Annotated in this window: 20 protein-coding genes; 10 read left to right on the plus strand and 10 right to left on the minus strand. The window is 39.7% G+C overall.

What is annotated here, in order from left to right; translation table 11 throughout:
* Window positions 1-105 precede the first annotated feature (105 nt).
* The gene (locus C2M33_RS21510) at window positions 106-234 is read right to left on the minus strand and encodes a hypothetical protein (RefSeq protein ID WP_442793142.1); all 129 of its coding nucleotides are present in this window, start codon (window positions 232-234) and stop codon (window positions 106-108) included.
* A gap of 228 nt (window positions 235-462) precedes the next feature.
* Here C2M33_RS21510 and ydiJ point away from each other — a divergent pair, with 228 nt between their 5' ends.
* On the plus strand, window positions 463-3,507 hold the full coding sequence (gene ydiJ / locus C2M33_RS00330; RefSeq protein WP_105173359.1) for a D-2-hydroxyglutarate dehydrogenase YdiJ: 3,045 nt from the start codon (window positions 463-465) through the stop codon (window positions 3,505-3,507).
* Between the two features lie 36 nt (window positions 3,508-3,543).
* Here ydiJ and C2M33_RS00335 read toward each other — a convergent pair whose 3' ends face one another.
* A complete protein-coding gene (locus C2M33_RS00335; RefSeq protein WP_105173360.1) occupies window positions 3,544-4,731 on the minus strand; it encodes a cation:proton antiporter in 1,188 nt (395 codons plus the stop codon).
* Window positions 4,731-5,942, minus strand: a complete 1,212-nt coding sequence (locus tag C2M33_RS00340) for a tyrosine-type recombinase/integrase (protein WP_105173361.1) — start codon at window positions 5,940-5,942, stop codon at window positions 4,731-4,733. Before C2M33_RS00340 ends, C2M33_RS00335 begins: the two co-directional genes overlap by 1 nt.
* Before the next feature lie 134 nt (window positions 5,943-6,076).
* Between C2M33_RS00340 and C2M33_RS00345 the strand changes: the two genes are divergently transcribed.
* From C2M33_RS00345 to C2M33_RS00355, 3 genes are all read left to right on the plus strand, one after another.
* Complete coding sequence (locus tag C2M33_RS00345) at window positions 6,077-6,640, plus strand: YSC84-related protein (protein ID WP_105173362.1); 564 nt, start codon at window positions 6,077-6,079, stop codon at window positions 6,638-6,640.
* A 371-nt stretch (window positions 6,641-7,011) separates the two neighbouring features.
* Window positions 7,012-7,329, plus strand: a complete 318-nt coding sequence (locus C2M33_RS21515; RefSeq protein ID WP_063703743.1) for a hypothetical protein — start codon at window positions 7,012-7,014, stop codon at window positions 7,327-7,329.
* A 263-nt stretch (window positions 7,330-7,592) separates the two neighbouring features.
* Complete coding sequence (locus C2M33_RS00355; protein WP_138625012.1) at window positions 7,593-9,152, plus strand: methyl-accepting chemotaxis protein; 1,560 nt, start codon at window positions 7,593-7,595, stop codon at window positions 9,150-9,152.
* Window positions 9,153-9,163: 11 nt separating this feature from the next.
* On the opposite strand, the gene C2M33_RS00360 is transcribed toward C2M33_RS00355, so the two are convergent.
* The 5 genes from C2M33_RS00360 to C2M33_RS00380 form a co-directional block, all read right to left on the minus strand.
* Complete coding sequence (locus C2M33_RS00360) at window positions 9,164-10,213, minus strand: patatin-like phospholipase family protein (protein ID WP_063703741.1); 1,050 nt, start codon at window positions 10,211-10,213, stop codon at window positions 9,164-9,166.
* Between the two features lie 27 nt (window positions 10,214-10,240).
* Window positions 10,241-11,650, minus strand: coding sequence for an alanine/glycine:cation symporter family protein (locus C2M33_RS00365; RefSeq protein ID WP_063703739.1), 1,410 nt, complete (start codon window positions 11,648-11,650; stop codon window positions 10,241-10,243).
* A 120-nt stretch (window positions 11,651-11,770) separates the two neighbouring features.
* The gene (locus C2M33_RS00370; protein WP_063703736.1) at window positions 11,771-12,727 is read right to left on the minus strand and encodes a patatin-like phospholipase family protein; all 957 of its coding nucleotides are present in this window, start codon (window positions 12,725-12,727) and stop codon (window positions 11,771-11,773) included.
* Window positions 12,728-12,901: 174 nt separating this feature from the next.
* Complete coding sequence (locus C2M33_RS00375; protein WP_105173363.1) at window positions 12,902-13,897, minus strand: LLM class flavin-dependent oxidoreductase; 996 nt, start codon at window positions 13,895-13,897, stop codon at window positions 12,902-12,904.
* Window positions 13,898-13,964: 67 nt separating this feature from the next.
* Entirely contained in the window at window positions 13,965-14,738 is a 774-nt protein-coding gene (locus C2M33_RS00380) for a siderophore-interacting protein (protein ID WP_105173364.1), read from the minus strand.
* 111 nt (window positions 14,739-14,849) lie between these two features.
* On the opposite strand from C2M33_RS00380, the gene C2M33_RS00385 reads away from it, so the two are divergent.
* The 3 genes from C2M33_RS00385 to C2M33_RS00395 all read left to right on the plus strand — a co-directional run bounded on the left by C2M33_RS00385 (window position 14,850) and on the right by C2M33_RS00395 (window position 17,005).
* On the plus strand, window positions 14,850-15,284 hold the full coding sequence (locus tag C2M33_RS00385; RefSeq protein ID WP_054552220.1) for a MarR family winged helix-turn-helix transcriptional regulator: 435 nt from the start codon (window positions 14,850-14,852) through the stop codon (window positions 15,282-15,284).
* Window positions 15,285-15,347: 63 nt separating this feature from the next.
* The gene (locus C2M33_RS00390) at window positions 15,348-15,761 is read left to right on the plus strand and encodes a LexA family protein (RefSeq protein WP_054552219.1); all 414 of its coding nucleotides are present in this window, start codon (window positions 15,348-15,350) and stop codon (window positions 15,759-15,761) included.
* On the plus strand, window positions 15,749-17,005 hold the full coding sequence (locus C2M33_RS00395) for a Y-family DNA polymerase (RefSeq protein WP_063703730.1): 1,257 nt from the start codon (window positions 15,749-15,751) through the stop codon (window positions 17,003-17,005). Before C2M33_RS00390 ends, C2M33_RS00395 begins: the two co-directional genes overlap by 13 nt.
* Here the strand turns inward: C2M33_RS00395 and ybaK are convergent.
* The gene (gene ybaK, locus C2M33_RS00400) at window positions 17,002-17,463 is read right to left on the minus strand and encodes a Cys-tRNA(Pro) deacylase (protein WP_063703728.1); all 462 of its coding nucleotides are present in this window, start codon (window positions 17,461-17,463) and stop codon (window positions 17,002-17,004) included. The two genes, C2M33_RS00395 and ybaK, sit on opposite strands and share 4 nt — an antisense overlap.
* A 150-nt stretch (window positions 17,464-17,613) precedes the next feature.
* Here ybaK and C2M33_RS21075 point away from each other — a divergent pair, with 150 nt between their 5' ends.
* From C2M33_RS21075 to C2M33_RS00410, 3 genes are all read left to right on the plus strand, one after another.
* Window positions 17,614-17,850, plus strand: a complete 237-nt coding sequence (locus C2M33_RS21075; protein WP_138625015.1) for a hypothetical protein — start codon at window positions 17,614-17,616, stop codon at window positions 17,848-17,850.
* Window positions 17,851-17,927: 77 nt separating this feature from the next.
* Window positions 17,928-18,272, plus strand: coding sequence for a DUF3302 domain-containing protein (locus tag C2M33_RS00405; protein WP_063703726.1), 345 nt, complete (start codon window positions 17,928-17,930; stop codon window positions 18,270-18,272).
* 3 nt (window positions 18,273-18,275) lie between these two features.
* Entirely contained in the window at window positions 18,276-19,406 is a 1,131-nt protein-coding gene (locus C2M33_RS00410; protein WP_063703724.1) for an HlyD family secretion protein, read from the plus strand.
* Between the two features lie 73 nt (window positions 19,407-19,479).
* Here C2M33_RS00410 and dnaJ read toward each other — a convergent pair whose 3' ends face one another.
* Window positions 19,480-20,616: a molecular chaperone DnaJ gene (gene dnaJ, locus C2M33_RS00415; protein ID WP_063703722.1), complete on the minus strand. Its 1,137-nt coding sequence runs from the start codon at window positions 20,614-20,616 to the stop codon at window positions 19,480-19,482.
* Window positions 20,617-20,765 lie beyond the last annotated feature (149 nt).

The following is a 20,765-nucleotide window of genomic DNA, read 5'->3' on the forward strand; positions in this document are numbered from 1 at the left end:
TGCTCGATTTTTACTTAGCCCACTAGGTTACAAATCTCGCGCCGCGATTAAATCGCCCCTAGAGTGAACAAAGTCTAATCTACAAAGGACAACACGCCCTTTAAATCAGCGAGCAAGTTTTTTATCAATATATGCACATGACTTAGTGAGTGCTTTTTGACACAAGGTTAAATAATCACGCGCTTTAGGATAGTAAAAAGATAAACAGAAGAGACCTGCAATAAAAAAGATCAACGACGGTCCGGGAATAATGACAAAACTAATCCCAATAACATGGACAAGGCACCTAAACTGATTAATGCAATTTTTTTCATCTGATTATCTCCATTTGCTGCTTTATTACACAGTATAAAAGTATTGCACCCTAAATCGATAAAAAGAGTGTTACAAACTGTAAAATCTTCAATTTATCTTAGCTATTAGCATGATATAATTTGCAAAATGCCTTAATTTATCACCGTCATGATAGCAACAATAAGCCAACAACAAGCTGCCACAGAACTCGTATCTAATTACTTAGAAACAATTAAAAAACAAGGTTTTAGTGGTGATACCGATGCAAGCTTTTCTACACGTTTAAGTTTATCGACCGATAACAGCGTTTACCAACAAGTACCTCAAGGTGTCATCTTTCCAAAGTCTGCAAAAGACATACAACTTGCTATGCAAATTGCTTCACGTGATCCGTTTTTATCACTGACCTTTGGTCCACGCGGTGGCGGTACGGGTACTAATGGCCAATCGCTAACACCCGGTATAGTTGTTGATTTATCACGTTATATGCGTGAAATCTTAGAAATCAATGTCGAAGAAAACTGGGTACGCGTGCAGACAGGTGTAATCAAAGATCAATTAAATGACTTTTTACGCCCTTATGGTTTTTTCTTTTCCCCCGATTTATCAACAAGTAACCGAGCAACAATCGGTGGCATGATAAATACAGATGCCTCTGGTCAAGGCTCTTTGGTTTATGGCAAAACCAGTGATCACGTTTTAGGCCTTACTACTTATCTTGTTGATGGCACTGAAATGTCAACAACCCCTATGCCTATTGAAAAAGCAAAAGTAATTGCTGAACAAAACACGACTGTAGGTAAATTATATAAAACAGTTATCGATATTGGCCTTGAAAACCGTGATGCTATTTTAGAAAAATTCCCACGTTTAAACCGTTTTCTTACCGGTTACGATTTAGAACATATTTTTTCTGATGATTTACAAACCTTTGATATGAGCCGATTAATTACTGGCTCCGAAGGTTCTTTAGGTATTGTTACAGAAGCGAAACTTAACATTACGCCCATTGCAGAATTTAAGACTTTAATTAACATTAAATACGATAGCTTTGATTCTGCACTTCGTCATTCACCCTTTCTAGTCGCAGCAAATGCAACTTCGGTAGAAACAGTCGACAGTAAAGTGCTTAACCTTGCTCGTGAAGATATCATTTGGCATTCAGTATCGGACTTAATAACCGATGTTGAAAACAAAGATATGCAAGGGCTCAACATGGTTGAGTTTAATGCGGTTTCACCAGAAGACATAAAAGACAAAGTAGACACTCTTTGTAAGTTACTTGATGAATGTGTTACAAAGCAAACTAATGGCGTGATCGGTTATCAGTTAACGAATGACAAGGCTGATATTTTAAAAATTTATGCAATGCGTAAAAAGTCAGTGGGTCTTTTAGGGAATGTAAAAGGCAATCAAAAACCATTAGCTTTTGCTGAAGATACAGCTGTACCTCCAGAAAACTTAGCAGATTTCATTGTTGAGTTTCGCGAACTTCTCGATAACCACAATCTTCAATATGGTATGTTTGGTCATGTTGATGCTGGCGTATTACACGTAAGACCTGCTTTAGATATGTGTGACCCTGAGCAAGAAAAATTACTTCGTCATATTTCAGATGAAGTCGTTAAATTGACTGCCAAATATGGCGGCTTAATGTGGGGTGAGCACGGCAAAGGATATCGAAGTGAATATGGCCCTGAATTTTTTGGCGAGCATTTATTTACACAACTTCGAAAAATTAAAGCGGCATTTGATCCAAATAACAGAGTAAACCCAGGTAAAATCTGTACGCCAATTGAAAGTAAAGACTCACTCGTTTCTGTTGACGATCAAAAGCGAGCCTGGTTCGACAAAGAAATTTCTATCGATGTTAAAACAGAATTTAATAACGCGATGACCTGTAATGGTAATGGTCTGTGTTTTAACTACGATGAAAAATCACCAATGTGTCCGTCTTATAAAGTAACAGGTGACCGCCGATATTCACCAAAAGGACGCGCGAGTTTAATGCGCGAATGGTTACGACTTCAAGAGTCTGAAAATATTGATTTACTCAATGTTGAAAAAGAATTGATCAATGGTGAAGTAATCACTTGGTGGGAGCGCTATCAACATAGTCGCGATAAGAAAAAAGGCGTTTATGATTTCTCTCATGAAGTGAAAGAATCAATGGACGAATGTTTAGCTTGTAAAGCATGTACAACTGCATGCCCAATTAAAGTTGACGTACCAACATTCCGTTCACGCTTTTTAAATTTCTACCATAGTTATTATGCACGCCCAGCAAAAGATTACTTAGTAGCAGGCATCGAACAAACTGCACCGGTGATGGCAAAATTTGCTAAAGTGGTAAATCCAATAGTAAATACAAAACTTGTTTCAGGTTTAATTAAAAATACTATTGGTTATGTTGATACACCAAGTTTAAGCGTACCGCAACTTTCAAAACGAATTTCAAAAGATCAACAATTCAATTTTGAATTACTAAATTCACTTTCCAAAGAACAACAAGCTGAATATGTATTGATAGTTCAAGATCCATTTACGAGTTTTTACGAAGCAGAATTAGTTGAAAGCTTTATTAAAGTCATTAAAGCGTTAGGTAAAAAAGCAATGCTATTACCATTTAAACCTAATGGTAAAGCACAGCATGTAAAAGGGTTTTTAAATGAATTTAAAACAACAGCAAAAAATGCAGCTGAGTTTTTAAATTCACTCAGTGAAATCAATGCACCTTTAGTTGGGCTCGATGCATCTTTGGTTATGTGTTACCGAGATGAATATGTGTCAATTTTAAAAGAGAACCGTGGAAGTTTTAAAGTTGAACTTGCGCATGAATGGCTTCAAACGCAAGACTTCAAACAGGTTACTCTTGCCACTAAATCTGATTCACCATTTAAATTGTTAAGTCATTGTACTGAAACAACAGCTATGCCAAATGCATCTAAAGTTTGGCAAACCATTTTTGCTGATTTAAATTTACAACTAGATACGACTAGTACAGGTTGTTGTGGTATGGCCGGAACCTATGGCCATGAAAAACAAAACCAAGAAAATTCACGCGCACTTTATGAAATGAGTTGGCGACCAATTATTTCTAATAATGAGCCTGAAACTATTTTAGCAACTGGGTTTTCTTGTCGTAGCCAAGTGAAACGCTATGAAAAATTTAAGCCAAAGCATCCACTGCAATTAATTGCAGAGCTACTGTAAGTTTTAAAAAATAAAAAGGCGCTTAACGCGCCTTTTTTATTGGTAACTTTTTGCGATGGGCTTGGTACTCATGCCATGAATAAACACACTAAATAAAATGGTTGTTAATGTTACGGTGGCAATTTGCTCTTTGTTTGTAATTGCTGTATCCATCACCATTAATGTGAAAACAATAGACGCCAAACCTCGTGGACCAAACCAAGCAAATGTAAATTTGTCTTTGAAATTTAGATTAGTAAACATGAGTGAAAGTAGTACCGGCACAATTCTAAAAATCGTCACACTTAATAGCGCATAAAAAACAATTGGCCAGGTAATATCATTCACAATTAAGTGACCACATACAAAACCGAATAAACACCAAATCAGTAGCGCAACGAATTCAGCGATATGTTCAGAATCTTTAACTAATGTAGAACGAATTTTTTTAGGTGCTAAGTAATCAAATAAAAGTCCAGCTACAAAAACAGCAATAAAACCACTGCCATGAAAATTTTGTGTTAAAGAGAAAATGGCCATGACTAAACCAATCAATAAAAATGGACTGCTATTATTTGCAAAGTAATGGCGTGCTAATGCAATTTTTAAAAGTGGAATAAAGACGGCCATCGACACGCCTGCAATAACAAGTGCTACTCCTAACTCTCTTGCAAAAACAAGTAGAGTATCAACGGTAGTTACAGCACTTTCTGGATTTTGAGCTAATAAAAGTAAAACTAAAAAAATCGGTACGCAAAGGCCATCGTTCAAACCACTTTCTGTATTTATTCCTTCGCGAACTTTTTCTGGAACCGATGTGCATTCTAAAATTCCCTTACTAAGCGCGGCATCAGTTGGCGTTAAGATCACCGCAATCAAAGCAGATTGAAAAAGTGACAATTCAGAAAAGAAAAATAAAGCACCGGCCACACCTAACAATAATGTCATTGGTAAAGCGACAAAAAGTAATAGGCTAGGGTACTGATAACTATGTTTTAATACAGGAAGTTTTGATTTTGCTGCATCGGTGAATAAAAAAATACTGAGTGTGAGTTCAACCAAAGGTAAAATGTCGCTGAGTCCGGCTTCGCCTAATTTGAACTCACTTGGTAAAAAGTAAGACATTGCAATTCCGACCAACACAAAAAACATTGGCCCGGTAATTTCAGTTCTCTCTAATTGCCGAATCGTCAGTGAGTAAAACAATAAAGCTAAACCGACTAATGCAAGTATTGTATATTCCATTAGATTTTCCTTTTTATTCCAGACTTTGCGCGTTCTTTTATATTAGTTTGAATATAAATTTGATCTGTCGTAGCAATTTTTGCATGACCTAAATCTTCAGATAAATGCTTAAGAGGTCTTGTTTGCGCATCGTGTGTTGCACCGGTATGTCTTAGCCAGTGAGCAGTGGCTGCTTCAAGTTGTTCCGCATCATCTTTAAAGCCGTCATCTAATAATGATTGTTTTGCTAAATCAAAACTTTGCTGTACTAAACGGCGAATTTGTCGAACAGTCATTCCCCCTTTACCACGAATTTTGTGAACAAGCGGTTCAGCTTCATCAACGCGGGGCAGGGCAGGTAGACCACGGTAAAGTCTGTAACGTTTTAGATACGTGATAAAATCTTCGCTTAAAGTAACATCACGTAATTTATTACCTTTCCCCATTATTCTTAAAAACCAAAAGCCATCATTATCTTGCCAAAAATGTGACATAACGGGTGACCACTGAGGTCGTTCTGATAACTCAGATATTCGTAAGTACAACCCTTTTAAGCAAGCAAGAGTGAATAAATTTCTTTCTAAATCAGGTTGTTGCTCACATAAATCCCGAGTAACACCAAAAACATATTCCCATTGAATATCACTGAGTGTATCGGGGATTTTGATTTGCGATTGCACCACTAAGTAAGGGCTATTCTTTTTAACAACGGGTACAAAGTTAGCAAATGTTTTTTCTTCTAAAATTGCGAACTTATAAAAAACATTGAGTGCTGTAAACATAGCAGCGAGTGTTTGTTGGCTAGCAATATTTTCTTTATTAATGAAAGGGCGCCAATTTGTATTGAGTCGTCTTATCCCTTGTTCATCTTTATAACGCCATTGCACTGAATTTGATAACCAGGCTGAATCTGGTTCAACCATAAAATCAACATAAGCTTCAATATCGTCACGTTTTAGATCAAATACCGATTTTTGAGCAACCAACCACGACCATAAACAAAAACGCTCAAGCTCATTTCGAAAACGATTAAATGTGGCTTCTGATTTTCGGCCATACACATACAAAAACTGATAAAGAAAAACTAAGTCATTTTTTGATTCAGCAACAGTCAATCCAACGTGATGTATAAAGTTATCAAGTTCTGGATATTCTGTTGCAAGAGTATCATCTTCAAGATGGGCAATTTGGTAACGCAGTTGTTTTAGTGTATCGACGAGAGCAACGAGCATAATGATGTAATTTCTTGTAAAATAACTAGTTATAAGATTACCATAAAGTCCGATACTGTCTAGTATTGGACTTAAGATATCTTTAGTATTTGCAACATTTACTAGATTGCCATACTAATATTCAAGGAATATGTATGAAAAAGTATATCGCTATTAGTTTAGTTTTGATCACGACAATTTTAACCGGTTGCGCTACTACAGGTAGTGCATCACCCGATGAAAAACGTGCTTTAGTGCAAAGCATGAAAAATAATACATTAAGTAAGCTTTATGCACAAAAACCAGATGTTAAACAACAAATAGCAAACTCTGCCGGTTACGCGGTTTTTGATAATGCCAACGTCAATGTTGTTTTAGCCAGTTTTGGTGGTGGTTATGGTGTAGTAAAAAATAACTTAACCGGTAAATCAACTTATATGAATATGGGTGAAGCAGGTTTGGGCCTAGGTTTAGGTGTTAAAGACTTTAATGTTGTGATGGTTTTTCATAATCAAGCAGCAGTAAATCGCTTTATTGAACACGGATGGGCATTCGGTGGAAACGCTGATGCAGCGGCAAAATATGAAGATAAAGGTGGTGCTTTAGTTGCTGAAGCAATTGCCGACCAAGTAACCGTTTATTCTTTAACCGAAAATGGCCTTGCACTACAAGCCGTACTCAAAGGCACCAAGTTTTGGGTCGATTCTGAGCTAAATTAAGTAATTTAAAACCCTTCTAAAAGTGGGCTAGTTAGCAACCTAACTCCCACTTTTAATTATTTTACATGATTTAACATAACGTAATTTATGGGAAGCAAATACATTGTAATCTTCATGTATCGGCAATTAATTTAACTAGTTTTCTAAACCCAACATTTCTAATGATTAAATACTTAAAACTGTTGTTAAGTTCAAACTTTTGATTTATCAACACTATCAGAAATTTCGTATTTAATTCATAAGCCACTAATTTTACTTAATATTATTTCTTCACCTTATTATAGTAAGACTTTCGGATTGGGCCATAAGGCTTAGGCCTTAATACCGCTCACGATTCACATTAGTCTCAACAATAATAACAAGGATTCATCATGAGGAAGTTTTTTCTAATCATCATTATCGGCTATTTCGCATGGGATTATTATGCAGTTAATTATGGGGGCATCTCACCAACGGAAACGCTGCAAACAAAAATCATTGATCCCGTAAAATTAAATTACAGTCACAACCGTGAAATCACACTATCAGATTATGAAAAGCCAGAGTATGAATGTGATGACCGTCAATATTGCAGCCAAATGAACTCTTTAGAAGAAGCGCTATTTTTTACTAAAAATTGCCCAAATGCAAAATTAGATCAAAGCCCTGGTGAAGCGCCCTGTCAAAGTGATTTTATTTTGCGTGATTAATGTATTTTTAAAAATCAAGTTGGCTAAATTTTACAATTTTAGCCAACTTTTAACTCAGGCACCTAACTTTTCTTAGTTAAATAATATTAACTTTTGCAACATAAAACCGGAATTTTCCTAGTTCTTTTTTACTGATTAATCGCTAAATTGTTTATAAACATTCTTTGCTAATTTAGCACTGATTCATTTTTTGTTCTCAGCCTGTTTATTTAGTCCGCTAATTTAACTATCTGAATGCAAAGCTGTACTTGGGTGATTTTGACGTGAAACATAGAATTAATACCAATACCGAAGTTAAATTTTCTGAATCTGACATCCTTCTTTCAACGACAGATTTACAAAGCCATATTACCTATGCCAATGATGAGTTTTGTAAAATAGCTGGATACACATTAGACGAAATGGTGGGTAAACCTCATAACCTTGTTCGTCACTCTGATATGCCGAAACTGGCTTTTGCAGATTTATGGCAGCATCTCAAAAATGGTCAATCTTGGATGGGGCCTGTTAAAAATCGTTGTAAGAATGGAGACTACTATTGGGTGAATGCTTTTGTAACACCAATCAAAGATAGCAATGGTCGTACGGTTGAGTTTCAATCTGTAAGAACTAAGCAAAGTGATGAGGTTATACAAAGAGCAACCGATGAATACGCAAAAATAAACAATAACCAAAAATCTCATGCCACTGCAACAAAGTTTGATGCCACTCTTTACATAAGTGCCCTATTGCTCATTAGCTTTTTAGGTTGTTTGGCTGCCGTTTTGAGTTCTGAATTCAATATTTTTAACTGTGTACTAGTACTACTTTTGGCATCAGCCAATGGAGTCATGTATTTTTGGCGTCAAAAATATTTAGCGCTGATTACTAAAGCAAAACAAGTCTACGACAACCCTTTAATGGCTTATCTGTATTCTGGTACCAATGATCAATCTGGCTTTTTACATCTTGCCTTAGAGATGCAACAAGCAAAATTAAAAGCGGTTGTTGGTCGTGTTAATGATGTGACCATGGGCGTTAATCATAACGCCCAACAGTGTGCAGAATCAGGCCATAACGTGACGGAACTTTTAAATAAACAAACTGATGAAGTCTCGCAAATTGTTGTTGCCACAGAGCAAATGACGGCCTCAATTAATGAGCTTTCATCGAGCACAATGCAATCAAATCAGGCTGCTGAAGAGTCAAATCAAGCAACCGAACAAGGCTCACTGGCGGTCAAGCAAACGATAAATTCAATCAGTGAACTTGATGAAAAACTCAAAGCTGCAAGTAGCCAAGTAGCAAACTTAATTGAAGGTAACCAGCACATTGTGGCAATTTTATCTGAAATAAATGCCATTGCTGATCAAACAAATTTACTTGCTTTAAATGCGGCCATCGAAGCTGCCCGAGCAGGTGACCATGGCCGTGGCTTTGCTGTTGTTGCAGGTGAAGTTCGAGCATTGGCATCGCGTACACAGCAATCAACTGAAGAAATAAATAATGTGCTAAATCAACTGACACATGCCTCAAAACAAGCTCAAATTGCCATGAACGATGGACTTAACTTGTCGGCTAAAAGTGTTGAACTAGCACATCAAAGCGGCGATAGTTTAGACCATATTAAAGCCCAGTCTATCAAACTAAGCGAGCTCAATAGCATCATAGCGCATGCAATGAATGAACAACTCACAGCAAGCCAGGTTATTGCTACCAACTTAACCTCAGCGCAAGACTTTGCTCATGAGTGTACTGAACTTGGCCATACCTCACAGCAACTTTGCGAAGCGTTACTAAGTAAAGTAACTGAGCAAACATCTTTGATTAATCAGTTTAAGTAGTGAAAGCAATATTATTTGATAAGGTTTATTTTCGGTGTGTGCTTATTAGTACACACCGCATCAAATGCCTCTGCTAACCGTTCGGTTTCTTTGAATACTTGTTGCCAATATTTAATTCGTGTATCAGCATCAAGGTCAGTAAAGTCTTTACGATCGGGGATTTTGCCAAAAGGTAATGAAGCAACAAAGTCAGCTGATGGAGTGATCATCACCACATTATCATAATTACTTGGGGTAATACCCCGTTTTAAACTCTTATCAAACCAACCTGCTTTTGGGCTGTTATTAAAATGCGGATATAAAATAAGCCCGTCATTATGAATACTTAGGTCAAAGTGATAATCGATAATACCGCCATCACGATACATACCTGGTGGTGTTCCTGTGATATTTTTAATGCCTTGCATGACTAATGGAATAGAACCTGAAGCAAGTAATGCATCAGCTAAATTATCTTCGCTAAGGTCAATAGTATGGGTATTGAAAGTATTGTTATCTGAAAACGATAACTGACTATCCGCAGGCTGAAATACATAACGCTCGTATTGCTTGCTTAACAAACGCCTATTCATTCGATTGACTAAGTAGCTTTTAGATAACCCCATTAACTGCATCACTTTGTTTTCTGATGCTGTAAAGCCATTCGATTTTGCAACGATAAAGTGGGCTTTAAAAATAGGGTTGTTAATAATTTCTTGAATACCATTTTCAGCAAAAACAGTGCTTAATAACTCTCGTGCTTTTGTTGTTATTTCTTCTGGTTTTGCTTTATTCGATGAATAACGTGTTTCAGAGTATGACTTTGCTAATCGAGATATTGCGGCAACAGGGTCGTTTTGTGCAAAACAGGCAGCTCTAAATGCCCCTGCACTTGATCCTAATAAGTTTAAAGGTGTGGTACGGTCTTTAAAAAATTCACCAAATAGATATTTATCTAAACCAAATAATGTAAACCATTTGGGTCCACCGCTTGCCCCTAAAAATGTATTGAACAAACCGGCAGACAGGCCTTGCTCTTGAATTACTTTTGCAGCACTTGGCCCTGCATAAATATCTATCATGGTTACTTTTCTCGTTATTGTTTTAGCTTATTTTCGCCAAATCCCTTGTTCTGTTTGACCTTGAACCTGCACTTTTTCAGAGTCAAACCTCGGCTCTTGTCCTGCTTCACGTTGACTATGATAGTCTTTTGTCACAGATAAGATCGTTGGCGTTAAGCGTATGATAGCGATAACGTTCACCACTGTCATTAAACCTAAAGCAATGTCTGCAAGATCCCACACTTGTTTAATGGTGGCCGATGCCCCCCAAATCATCATGGATAAATATAAACAGGTATAAATACCTCGGCCGAGTTTATTATCTAGTTTAAATAAATGTAGGTTACTTTCTGCGTAGGCATAGTTTGCAACCACAGAAGTAAATGCAAATAAACAAATTGCAGCTGCCACAAAATAAATGCCCCCAGCGGCCATATGTGCTGTCATCGCAGATTGAGTTAAGCGTATTCCTTCCATTTCGCCGCTAATATCAATATCAGCTAATAAAATAATCACTGCCGTACAGCTACACAACACAATAGTATCGAAAAACACCCCTAGCATTTGAATGTAGCCTTGAGTGACTGGGTGATTTGGTACTGGCGATGCACAGCCTGATGCATGGGGTACACTACCCGCTCCGGCTTCATTCGAATAAAGCCCTCGCTGAATACCATTTTTAATTGCTGCGCCCATAGCCCCTGCGCCTGCCTCTTGTAAGCCAAAGGCTGAAAGTAAAATATCTTCAATCATCGCAGGTACTTTACCGATATTCAGTAAAGTAATTATGATAGCGGCAAGTACAAATAAAATGCCCATGACTGGCACAATGCGTTCAGCAAAGCGGGCAATAGCTTTAAAGCCGCCTAAAATAATAGAGCCAGCCAGTATCGTGATCACAATACCAGAATACAAAGTTGGAATTTCAAATGCGTAATTAAGGGCATCGGTAATGGTATTCGTTTGCATGGCACTGAACGTAAAGCCATAACCAAGGAATAAACAAAAGGCAAAACACACCGCAAGCGCTCTGCTGCCTAACCCTTGCTGAATATAATAAGCAGGCCCGCCCCTAAACTCGCCATTGGCATCCCTGACTTTATAAACTTGCCCAAGTACGCTCTCGGCAAAGCCTGTGGCCATGCCCAAAATGGCAATCACCCACATCCAAAATATTGCGCCACTGCCCCCTAACGAAATTGCAACGGCAACCCCTGCAAGGTTACCTGTGCCCACGCGAGCTGAAAGACCAGTACATAAAGCTTGAAACGAACTAATTGAGTTTTTATCGGTGCTGCTACTCGACTTTAATAGGCTAAACATATGGCGAAACTTAACCAATTGAATCGCCTTTAACCTTACCGAAAACCAGATCCCAGCAAACAGAAGAATATAGATAAGAATTTGGCCTTCTCCCCAAAGAAGACCATTGATTGTCGATACAGCACTGTTAAACATGGCAAGCCTTTATTGTTCTTATAGATAAAAAATCACAAAAAGTGAATAGCTAACCACTTTAACTCTATTTACAAATATCTCAAGTAGGCAATGGCATTAATTACCTGAGCCTGCTCCCAACTAATTTAGCAGTTGTTGCTGTAAAAAGGCACGACCTGCCGCTAAGCCTAATTTGTGATCATAGCGAAGATCTGAATCTGTACTACCCAGCAGCTTACTGCGTAATTTATCACCTGCAAAAATTTGTGTGATACGGGCATCACTTGGCGGGTTTGCAATGAAATCTAATTCATCTTGATAAGCTTGTTCGTGTTGAACCAAGTAATCAATGGTTTTAGGGCAATAACCAGATACACAAACGAGTGACTTTAACTTATTTACCCATTCAGATTGTACTTGGAAGTTTTCATCAACAGTACGAATAACCACAATATCGCGGGCACCACGGTTATAGGCTTCTTTCACGGGTAAAGGTGCAGCTAGGCCACCATCTAAATACATATCATGGACTAAATCAGTATTAGAGCTTTGAATAATGGCATCGTTTGCGGCCTTGGTTGTTAACCAAGGAGTTAAGTTAACGCCATCTTTATATAAAAACGGTAATGCGCTTGATGCTTTTAACAGAGCCAACCATTGCGTATCTTCACCATTTGGGCTCAAGTAATAGGGCTTACGATCAGCCGCGTTAGTGGTTGTGATCAACAGTTCGCGATTACCTAGGCTTTGTGTTGCTGTTTTAAAATCTAAAGCGCGATTTACTTCTTTGGTTTTATCAAAATACCAATCAAGATCGACAATGCTTTTACCAAACAGCCCGCGGCCAAGTTGAAAAAAACGTTTATGCCGCGAAAGCCCTCTGATCAGACGTTTTGCATAGCCTTTTTGACGCGCTAAATAACTTGTTAAGTTTTGTGAGCCTGCCGACGTGCCAATGAATAAATCGAATGGATCGTAATTATTTTCTAACCACGCATCGAGTACACCTGCGGTAAAAATCCCTCGTTGCCCACCACCCTCAGCGATTAATGCTGTTTTTGTTTGTGGTTCTACTGCGGCAATTGTTTGAGATTTCACGGTGCACCTTCCTAGGGTAATGGTTAATAAATGTATTGTATAAAGTTAAATTCAATCCTTAAAACGGATTATATAAATTGATTTAATCTATAAAACCGTTTAATAAATGAGTGTCAGGGCTTAAGCAATGCGCATAAAAACTCATTACACGCATTCACTATTTGCTACACCTTATTAGTGCATGATGCTTGCTAATATTTCCAGCGCATGTTGTCTGTCACTCAATTCATACAGGTCATTTGTAAAAATAAACTCATCAACCTGTAGCGTTTGTTTAATCATACTCAGCTTATGCTTAACGCTCGCTTGACCGCCCACAACTGAAAGCCCTAAAAAGCTTTCTACTTGCATTTTTTCTTGCGCTGTCCACAACCCTTCCATTGTTGCAACAGGCTCTTTAAGCCAAAGTGGCTTGCCGCGCATAAGTGCTAAAATACGTTGTTTTGCGGTGGTTGCTAAAAACTGTGCTTGTTCGTCGGTATCAGCGGCAACAACAGGTAAACCAAGCATGACGTATGGCTTATCTAATACCTCAGATGGCTGAAATTCTCTGCGATACAATGCAATGGCATCTTCAACAAAGCGTGGCGCAAAATGGCCAGCAAATGCATATGGCAAACCTTTTTTAGCAGCAAGCCCAGCACTATAAAGGCTTGAGCCCAGTAACCAGATTGGTACATTTGTATCTTCACCTGGAATTGCGCGTACTGGAGAGTCACCCTTATATTGGCCAAGTAAAGCTTGCAGCTCAGTTACCTCATCATTGAAGTGCTCAGCGCGTTGTTCGTCACGGCGTAAAGCACGGCTGGTAATTGGATCACTACCTGGGGCACGGCCTAGACCTAAATCAATGCGACCGGGGTATAAACTCTCTAGGGTGCCAAATTGCTCAGCAACCACCAGCGGTGGGTGGTTAGGTAACATCACCCCACCTGCACCTACGCGGATATTCTGGGTTTTGCCTGCGATGTGGCCTATCAGTACAGAAGTTGCGGCACACACGATACCACGCATATTATGATGCTCTGCCATCCAAAACCGATTAAAACCCAGTTTGTCGGCTGTTTGTGCATAGGTAACGCTATTTGCTAGTGTTTGCGAAACGGTTTCGTGCTCTTTCATTGGGCTCAATTCAAGCAATGAAAAAGGTGTATTGGTAAGGTCTGACATTCGCTCTCCAAAATTTAACTCTTTATAATTAGTTAATGAGAGCGAATGGCATTTTTTCAAATGCTAATTAGGCACGGCTTTGTTGCTGTTTTTCCACCTTTAGGCCATCGGCATCAATACCACGCTTCCAATAGGCCGATGCAACAATGTGTTCATGGTCAATCGCAAAACTGCTTGTTACTAAACGGCGAATTGCTTTTACCAAGTTTGCTTCTAGTGCCATAAACACCATAGGTTGCGTGTTATAGCCAGCACATAAGCGTGTTACTTGGTCGAGTAGATCGGTTTCTGGCTCATCTGTAACTAGCCATTCAACACTATGTTGGCTGTGTGCTTCAATTTGCTCAAGCTCAATGATGTCGGCTTTATCCGCAACATGAATAATGACATCGACAGTGGCATCTTGTGGCAGGGCTTGTAAGTAGCCATTGATTGCATTGACAGAGGTTAAATCTGCCAGCATTAAATAATGTGTTTGCGTAAAATCAGTGAGTTTTTTAGGGCCCGGGCCTGCTATACCTACCTCGTCGCCTACACACGCATTTTGTGCCCAGTTGGTTGCCACGCCTTGATGTTGGTTAACCACAAAGTCAAGAGTAATTGCACCGTTAACGGGGTTGATATCACGAATAGTGTAAGAGCGCATTAATGCAGGATGCTCAGCGTGTAAATCAAGTTCAACCTTAGATTCACCGGCATGCGGGAGTAATACCTTTACGTACGCACCTTTTGCATCTTGTGGAAAATCGGCAAACTCCTCTGAGCCAACAACAATTCTTTGTAGATGCGGGGAAATACGTGTAGTACTTAATACGTTTGCACGACGAACTTTTCTAGCCATCTTTCTCTCCTAGCTGGTTAAATTGCACAACGCCCCAATAGTTGATATAGTCAACTATACGCTTTTGATTGACTTTGTCAACTAACTCCACCAACTGAACTTAGGTGAACCATGCCACAAACCTCACTTTCTTCTGCTTTATTTACACTGGCACAAAGTTACCGTGTCACTGTACGCGAAGCCATTAACGCCAACGAGCTTGGTCTTAATGCGCTGCATGTACGCTGTTTACATATCATTGCCGAAACACAGCACTGTACCGCTAATGATATTGTTACCAAAACCGGTCGTGATAAAGCACAAATAGCACGCTTAGTAAAAGAGCTTATAAAGCTTGAACTGGTTTCTAAATGTGCCGACGAAAATGACAAACGCTGTTTAATTTTATCCTTTACTGATCAAGGTAACGCCCTGTTCTCGCGTTTAGAAGTTGCAGAGCAAGAGGTTGATGCCAAACTTTGCCACGGTTTAACGGATCAGCAAGTACGTGATTTTATCGCTATTGCCACAACCATGATCGAAAATATTAATCACAACACGCCGTGATCTTATTGGCAAGATAACCACAAACCACTATACTGTACAAACGTACAGTATAGTGGTTTTGTTATGCGTGTTATTCCTATTTATATCGAAGCTGGCGTATGTGGTTTTGAATCACCGGCAGCACAATACAAAGAGCTAGGCTTATCATTAGATCAACTATTGATTAAACACCCTGATGCAACATTTATTGGTATTGCTTCTGGCGAATCAATGCAAGGTGTGGGGATTTTTGATGGTGACTTATTACTGGTTGATCGCGCCGAAGATGTTAAAAATGGCGATGTCATTGTCGCGAATCTAAATGGTTTATTTGTTTGTAAGCTATTAGATAAACACAATGCCCAGCTATTATCAGCCTCGCCTAAATACCCTGCAGTGCAACTACGCCAATCGGATGAATTTCAATTAGAAGGCGTGGTCACTCGCTCAATTCGCTTACATCGCAGTAGTAAAGAGCTGTTAGCATGTACGCCTTAGTCGATGCAGTGGCCTTTTATGCCAGCGCCGAAAAAGTATTTGATCCGGCTATTCGTAGTAAACCGGTTGTGGTTCTCACCAACAACGATGGCTGTATTTGTGCTGTGTGCCCTATTGCACGAAAGCTGGCTATTCCAAAATTTCAGCCTTATTTTCAAGTAAAGAAAATACTCGAAGATAACCAAGTGGTGATCCGCTCATCTAACTATGAGCTGTATGCGGATTTAAGCGAGCGAATGATGAATGTAATTGGCCGCTTTTGCGATAATCAGCACATATACTCTATTGATGAATCATTTTTAAACTTTACTGGTTTCAACAAGCTTATTCACGACTGGCATGGTTATGGCCATGATATTCGCCGTACCGTATGGCGCGAAACAAAGCTGCCTGTTGGGGTTGGATTTGGCCCAACAGCAACCCTAGCCAAAGCCGCCAATCATGCAGCGAAAAAACTCCCCGGCTTTGATGGCGTTGCAGTGATTGACTCAGAACCTTCACGGGTAGCCATTTTAAAAGCCATGGACATACAAGATGTTTGGGGCGTTGGTCGACGCTTAGCTAAAAAACTCAAAGCAATGAATATTAATACAGCCTTTGATTTAGCCGAGCAAGACCCACGAAAAATGAAACGCCTATTTAGCATTGTATTAGAGCGCACAGTGAACGAGTTACGCGGTAAAAGCTGTTTAGCCTGGGATGAAGTACGCCAAGACAAAAAAGAGATTTTTTCGACCCGTAGTTTTGGAGAGCGTATCACTGACGCCACCGCGCTGAAAACGGCACTGATCAATCATTGTGTCATTGTAGCAAGAAAACTACGTGCGCAAGGCTCACACACTCAACGCTTATTAATGTTTGTGGCCAGCTCTCCTCACCAAGATGGCTATTATAAAAAGTCCTATATTTATGAGTTTAGTGTCGCCACCGCCGATAGTTGCGTGTTTGCCAATGCTATCAGCGAGGTATTTGATCATCTCTATAAACCAGGGGTCCGATTTTATAAATGTGGTGTAGGTGCCCTAGAGTTATCAAGCCAAATGTTTCAGCAACCTGATCTATTTCAAGCGCCTATCGATAACCCTAAACTGATGACGTGTCTTGATAGCATCAATGCTCGTTATGGCGTGGGTACCCTTGCCATAGCCAGCGAAACTCCTACAACCCGTTGGCACATGAAACGCGAATATTTATCGCCTCATTACACAACCCGTTGGCATAACCTACCGAAAATACATTGTTAAAAGTCTGCCAAACTAGCATTTAATAAACTACATAAATCCTTAGGTGCCAACGCAATCTCCAAGCCACGTTTACCTGCTGAAACATACATAACATCAAAGCTATCTGCAGAATGATGTACATAGGTAGTAAGGCGCTTTTTCTGACCTAGCGGGCTCACTCCCCCTAAAATATAACCTGTGGTATTTTCGACTTTTTGTTGTGGGGCCATCTGTACTTTTTTAACCTTTGCCGCTTTTGCTAGCATTTTAAGGTTAACTTGCTGGCTAACTGGCACAATAGCAACTAAGAGCTGGTGGTCAGCATCTTCAAGTACTAAGGTTTTAAATACTTGTTCAGCAGGAAGATTCAATTTCTCAACAGCCTCAAGACCGAACTGTTGATGCAAGGGATCGTGCTGATAGCTGAGCACATCGAAACGAATACCTTTCTTTTTTAATAAATTAATAGCTGGCGTCATTAAACTTCTCATAACTGATTCATTAGCAGTAACTTTATAAAACATAGCGTGAACAAGGAGCACAAGGCAATACAAATGCACAAGCAAAGCACACTTAATTAAACTAATTGAACTAAACTTAAATTATGAATACTGGGCAGAGTAATAAACATGTCTAGACGAACCGGGCTCTATCTACTCAAACAAATATGTATCATAACAATGATGTTGTATGCGGTTAATTTTGTGTGTAACGAATACCTCGCATGGAATGCCTATATGGATTGTCAAAGCAAATGCCATACGCTTGGCTTAGAAAAAGGCCGAATACAAAACACAACTTTTTCAGAGGATGTGACTTTATGTCGTTGCCTTGCTGATACCGACTACTACGTTGTACTGAACTAAATCTGAAAATACCGACTAGGAATTAGGGAAATTTCACGTATTATTAAATTGATTATAAGTTAAACAAAGGAAAGTACATGTTTTTAGACTACTTTGCGCTGGTCATGCTAGTGTTTGTAACGGTAGTAATATTTTATGGTGTTATTGCCATTCACGATATTCCCTACGAAATTGCCAAAAAACGTAATCACCCTCATCAAGATGCCATTCATTATGCCGGCTGGGTCAGCCTATTTACCCTACACGTGCTGTGGCCATTTTTATGGGTTTGGGCGACATTATGGCGTGATGACCGAGGCTGGGGTTTTAACCAGATTCAAAAGGAACAAGAAGACTTAGCTGAAAAAGTGGCAAGCCTAACAGCCACCGTTGCAGCACTACAAGCACAAGTAAATGCTCAATCGAATAATAAAGAGAAATAAACTATGGATTTGTTATTAATACTCACTTATACCGCATTGTGCATTGGTATTTTCAAAGTTTTTAAAATCCCACTTAATAAATGGACAGTACCTACCGCGGTACTCGGTGGTGTAGTGCTGATAGGCGCTTTAATTCTATTAATGAACTACAATCACCCACATTCAAATATGGCAAGCAGTGTCTATGTTACGACGCCAATAGTGCCAAATGTGCGTGGCACAGTTGAAGAAGTCGCAGTAAAGCCAAATCAGCCAGTTAAAAAAGGTGACTTACTGTTTCGCCTAGACGACACCTTATACCGAGCAAAGCTAAATCAAGCAATTGCGGCTTTGCAAGATGCCAAACAATCAGTACTCGGGTTAGAAGCAGCCTATAAATCAGCGCAAGCCAGCGCGCTGATGGCTAAAGCAGAACATGACCGCAGTAAGAAAGAATACGAACGCTATGAAAAAGGCGCAAAAAGCGGAGCCTACTCAAAAGGCCAAGTTGATAATAAATTAGGGGTCTACTTAGCTGCAAAGGCAAGTTATGAGGCGGCACAAGCCGAAGAGTTACGCCAAAAACTTGCATTTGAGTCAGAAATTAACGGCGAACAAACTAAAATTGCCGCTGCTCGCGCGAATTTAGAGCAAGCTCAGTTTAACTTAGACAGCACCAGTGTGTATGCCCCTACCGATGGCTATGTTACACAACTAACATTGCGCCCAGGCATGATTGCTGTACCCATGCCACTTCGTCCGGTGATGACCTTTGTACACAAAGAAGACACCGTCTACGTAGCTGCATTTCGACAAAATTCGTTATTAAGACTCGAACCAGGCTACAAAGCAGACTTTATCTTTAAAGCTATTCCAGGTAAAACTTTTGCAGGTGAAGTAATCGATGTGTTACCCGCTATTGGTGAAGGGCAAGTACAAGCGCAAGGCACACTAATGGGCAGTGAGTTTTTCGCACGACAAGGCCGCGCTATTGTTACCTTAAAAATCACTGATGACATGAGTGAATATCATCTACCACAAGGAACAAGCACAGAAGTTGCAGTTTATTCAGAACACTTCGAACACGTATCAGTGATGCGTAAAGTGTTAATCAGAATGAAAAGTTGGCAAAACTACTTATTCTTAGATCACTAAGATAACTAATTCGAAATAAAAAAAGGCGCTTATTAGCGCCTTTTTACTGTCTAACTAAGTTACTAAATAGGAGTTACTTAGTTAGGTCATCGAAGAATTTCTTCACACCGTCAAAGAAACCTTTTTCCTTTGGACGGTTTTTTGAGCCATCTTTACCCATGCTTTGCTCAAGCTCTTCAAGCAATTCACGTTGACGGTCATTTAAATTCACTGGCGTTTCAATAACCACTTTACAGATCAAGTCACCTTGAGCGCCACTGCGTACAGACTTAACGCCTTTGCCACGCATACGGAACATTTTGCCCGTTTGGCTTTCTGCTGGGATCTTCAGTTTTGCACGGCCATCGAGGGTCGGCACTTCAATTTCGCCACCCAGTGCAGCTGTTGTAAAGCTAATTGGTACTTCACAATACAAGTTATTGCCATCACGTTGGAAAATCGGGTGTTCACGAACAGAAACCTGAACGTATAAGTCACCAGCTGGTGCACCATGCATACCCGCCTCACCTTCACCAGATAAGCGAATACGGTCACCTGTATCAACACCTGCAGGGATCTTAACCGATAAGGTTTTGGTTTTTTCTACGCGACCTTGACCGTGACAGCTATCACATGGATCAGAAATGATTTGACCCGTGCCCTGACACGTAGGACATGTTTGTTGTACAGCGAAGAAACCTTGGCGCATTTGTACTTGACCCGCACCATGACAGGTTGTACACGTTTTTGGTTTAGAGCCTGCTTTTGCACCACTACCGTCACATGGTTTACAGCTAACCCACGTTGGTACTTTGATTTCAACTTCTTTACCACGAACAGCTTCTTCAAGGCTTAAGTCCATGTTATAACGAAGGTCTGAACCACGTTGTTGGCGCGATTGACGACGACCACCGCCACCAAAGATATCTCCAAACACATCACCGAAAATATCGCCAAAGTCACCATGGCCGCCGCCGAAGCCGCCGCCGTGACCACCACCGCCTTGTTCAAAGGCTGCATGACCGTATTGATCATACATTTGACGTTTTTGTGAATCAGTTAATACTTCGTAGGCTTCTTTTACTTCCTTGAATTTAGCTTCAAGCTCTTTGTCGCCTGCGGTACGGTCTGGATGATATTTCATCGCTAAGCGCTTATACGCTTTTTTTATGTCTCGTTCGCTGGCATCTTTGCTCACGCCGAGAACTTCATAATAATCGCTTTTTGACATATCTATCACACTACTCTTTTTACTGCAGTTACACTGCGTAAGGTAAGTCGAACGACTTTACCGTTTATATACATGCAAAAGGCGCGTCAAGCGAAATCGCTGGCGCGCCTCAATCATTTCATCCTAACTTAATTGGCTAAACAAAGCAG

This window comes from Pseudoalteromonas sp. T1lg122, assembly GCF_002964825.1.
Classification (GTDB): Bacteria; Pseudomonadota; Gammaproteobacteria; order Enterobacterales; family Alteromonadaceae; genus Pseudoalteromonas; species Pseudoalteromonas gelatinilytica.

What these genes read in the sequence shown, in the direction of transcription:
- ydiJ (WP_105173359.1), top strand. Translation starts at nt 463, where the DNA reads ATGATAGCAACAATAAGCCAACAACAAGCTGCCACAGAACTCGTATCT.
- C2M33_RS00335 (WP_105173360.1), bottom strand. Translation starts at nt 4,731, where the DNA reads ATGGAATATACAATACTTGCATTAGTCGGTTTAGCTTTATTGTTTTAC.
- C2M33_RS00340 (WP_105173361.1), bottom strand. Translation starts at nt 5,942, where the DNA reads ATGCTCGTTGCTCTCGTCGATACACTAAAACAACTGCGTTACCAAATT.
- C2M33_RS00345 (WP_105173362.1), top strand. Translation starts at nt 6,077, where the DNA reads ATGAAAAAGTATATCGCTATTAGTTTAGTTTTGATCACGACAATTTTA.
- C2M33_RS21515 (WP_063703743.1), top strand. Translation starts at nt 7,012, where the DNA reads ATGAGGAAGTTTTTTCTAATCATCATTATCGGCTATTTCGCATGGGAT.
- C2M33_RS00360 (WP_063703741.1), bottom strand. Translation starts at nt 10,213, where the DNA reads ATGATAGATATTTATGCAGGGCCAAGTGCTGCAAAAGTAATTCAAGAG.
- C2M33_RS00365 (WP_063703739.1), bottom strand. Translation starts at nt 11,650, where the DNA reads ATGTTTAACAGTGCTGTATCGACAATCAATGGTCTTCTTTGGGGAGAA.
- C2M33_RS00375 (WP_105173363.1), bottom strand. Translation starts at nt 13,897, where the DNA reads ATGTCAGACCTTACCAATACACCTTTTTCATTGCTTGAATTGAGCCCA.
- C2M33_RS00380 (WP_105173364.1), bottom strand. Translation starts at nt 14,738, where the DNA reads ATGGCTAGAAAAGTTCGTCGTGCAAACGTATTAAGTACTACACGTATT.
- C2M33_RS00385 (WP_054552220.1), top strand. Translation starts at nt 14,850, where the DNA reads ATGCCACAAACCTCACTTTCTTCTGCTTTATTTACACTGGCACAAAGT.
- C2M33_RS00390 (WP_054552219.1), top strand. Translation starts at nt 15,348, where the DNA reads ATGCGTGTTATTCCTATTTATATCGAAGCTGGCGTATGTGGTTTTGAA.
- C2M33_RS00395 (WP_063703730.1), top strand. Translation starts at nt 15,749, where the DNA reads ATGTACGCCTTAGTCGATGCAGTGGCCTTTTATGCCAGCGCCGAAAAA.
- ybaK (WP_063703728.1), bottom strand. Translation starts at nt 17,463, where the DNA reads ATGACGCCAGCTATTAATTTATTAAAAAAGAAAGGTATTCGTTTCGAT.
- C2M33_RS21075 (WP_138625015.1), top strand. Translation starts at nt 17,614, where the DNA reads ATGTCTAGACGAACCGGGCTCTATCTACTCAAACAAATATGTATCATA.
- C2M33_RS00405 (WP_063703726.1), top strand. Translation starts at nt 17,928, where the DNA reads ATGTTTTTAGACTACTTTGCGCTGGTCATGCTAGTGTTTGTAACGGTA.
- C2M33_RS00410 (WP_063703724.1), top strand. Translation starts at nt 18,276, where the DNA reads ATGGATTTGTTATTAATACTCACTTATACCGCATTGTGCATTGGTATT.
- dnaJ (WP_063703722.1), bottom strand. Translation starts at nt 20,616, where the DNA reads ATGTCAAAAAGCGATTATTATGAAGTTCTCGGCGTGAGCAAAGATGCC.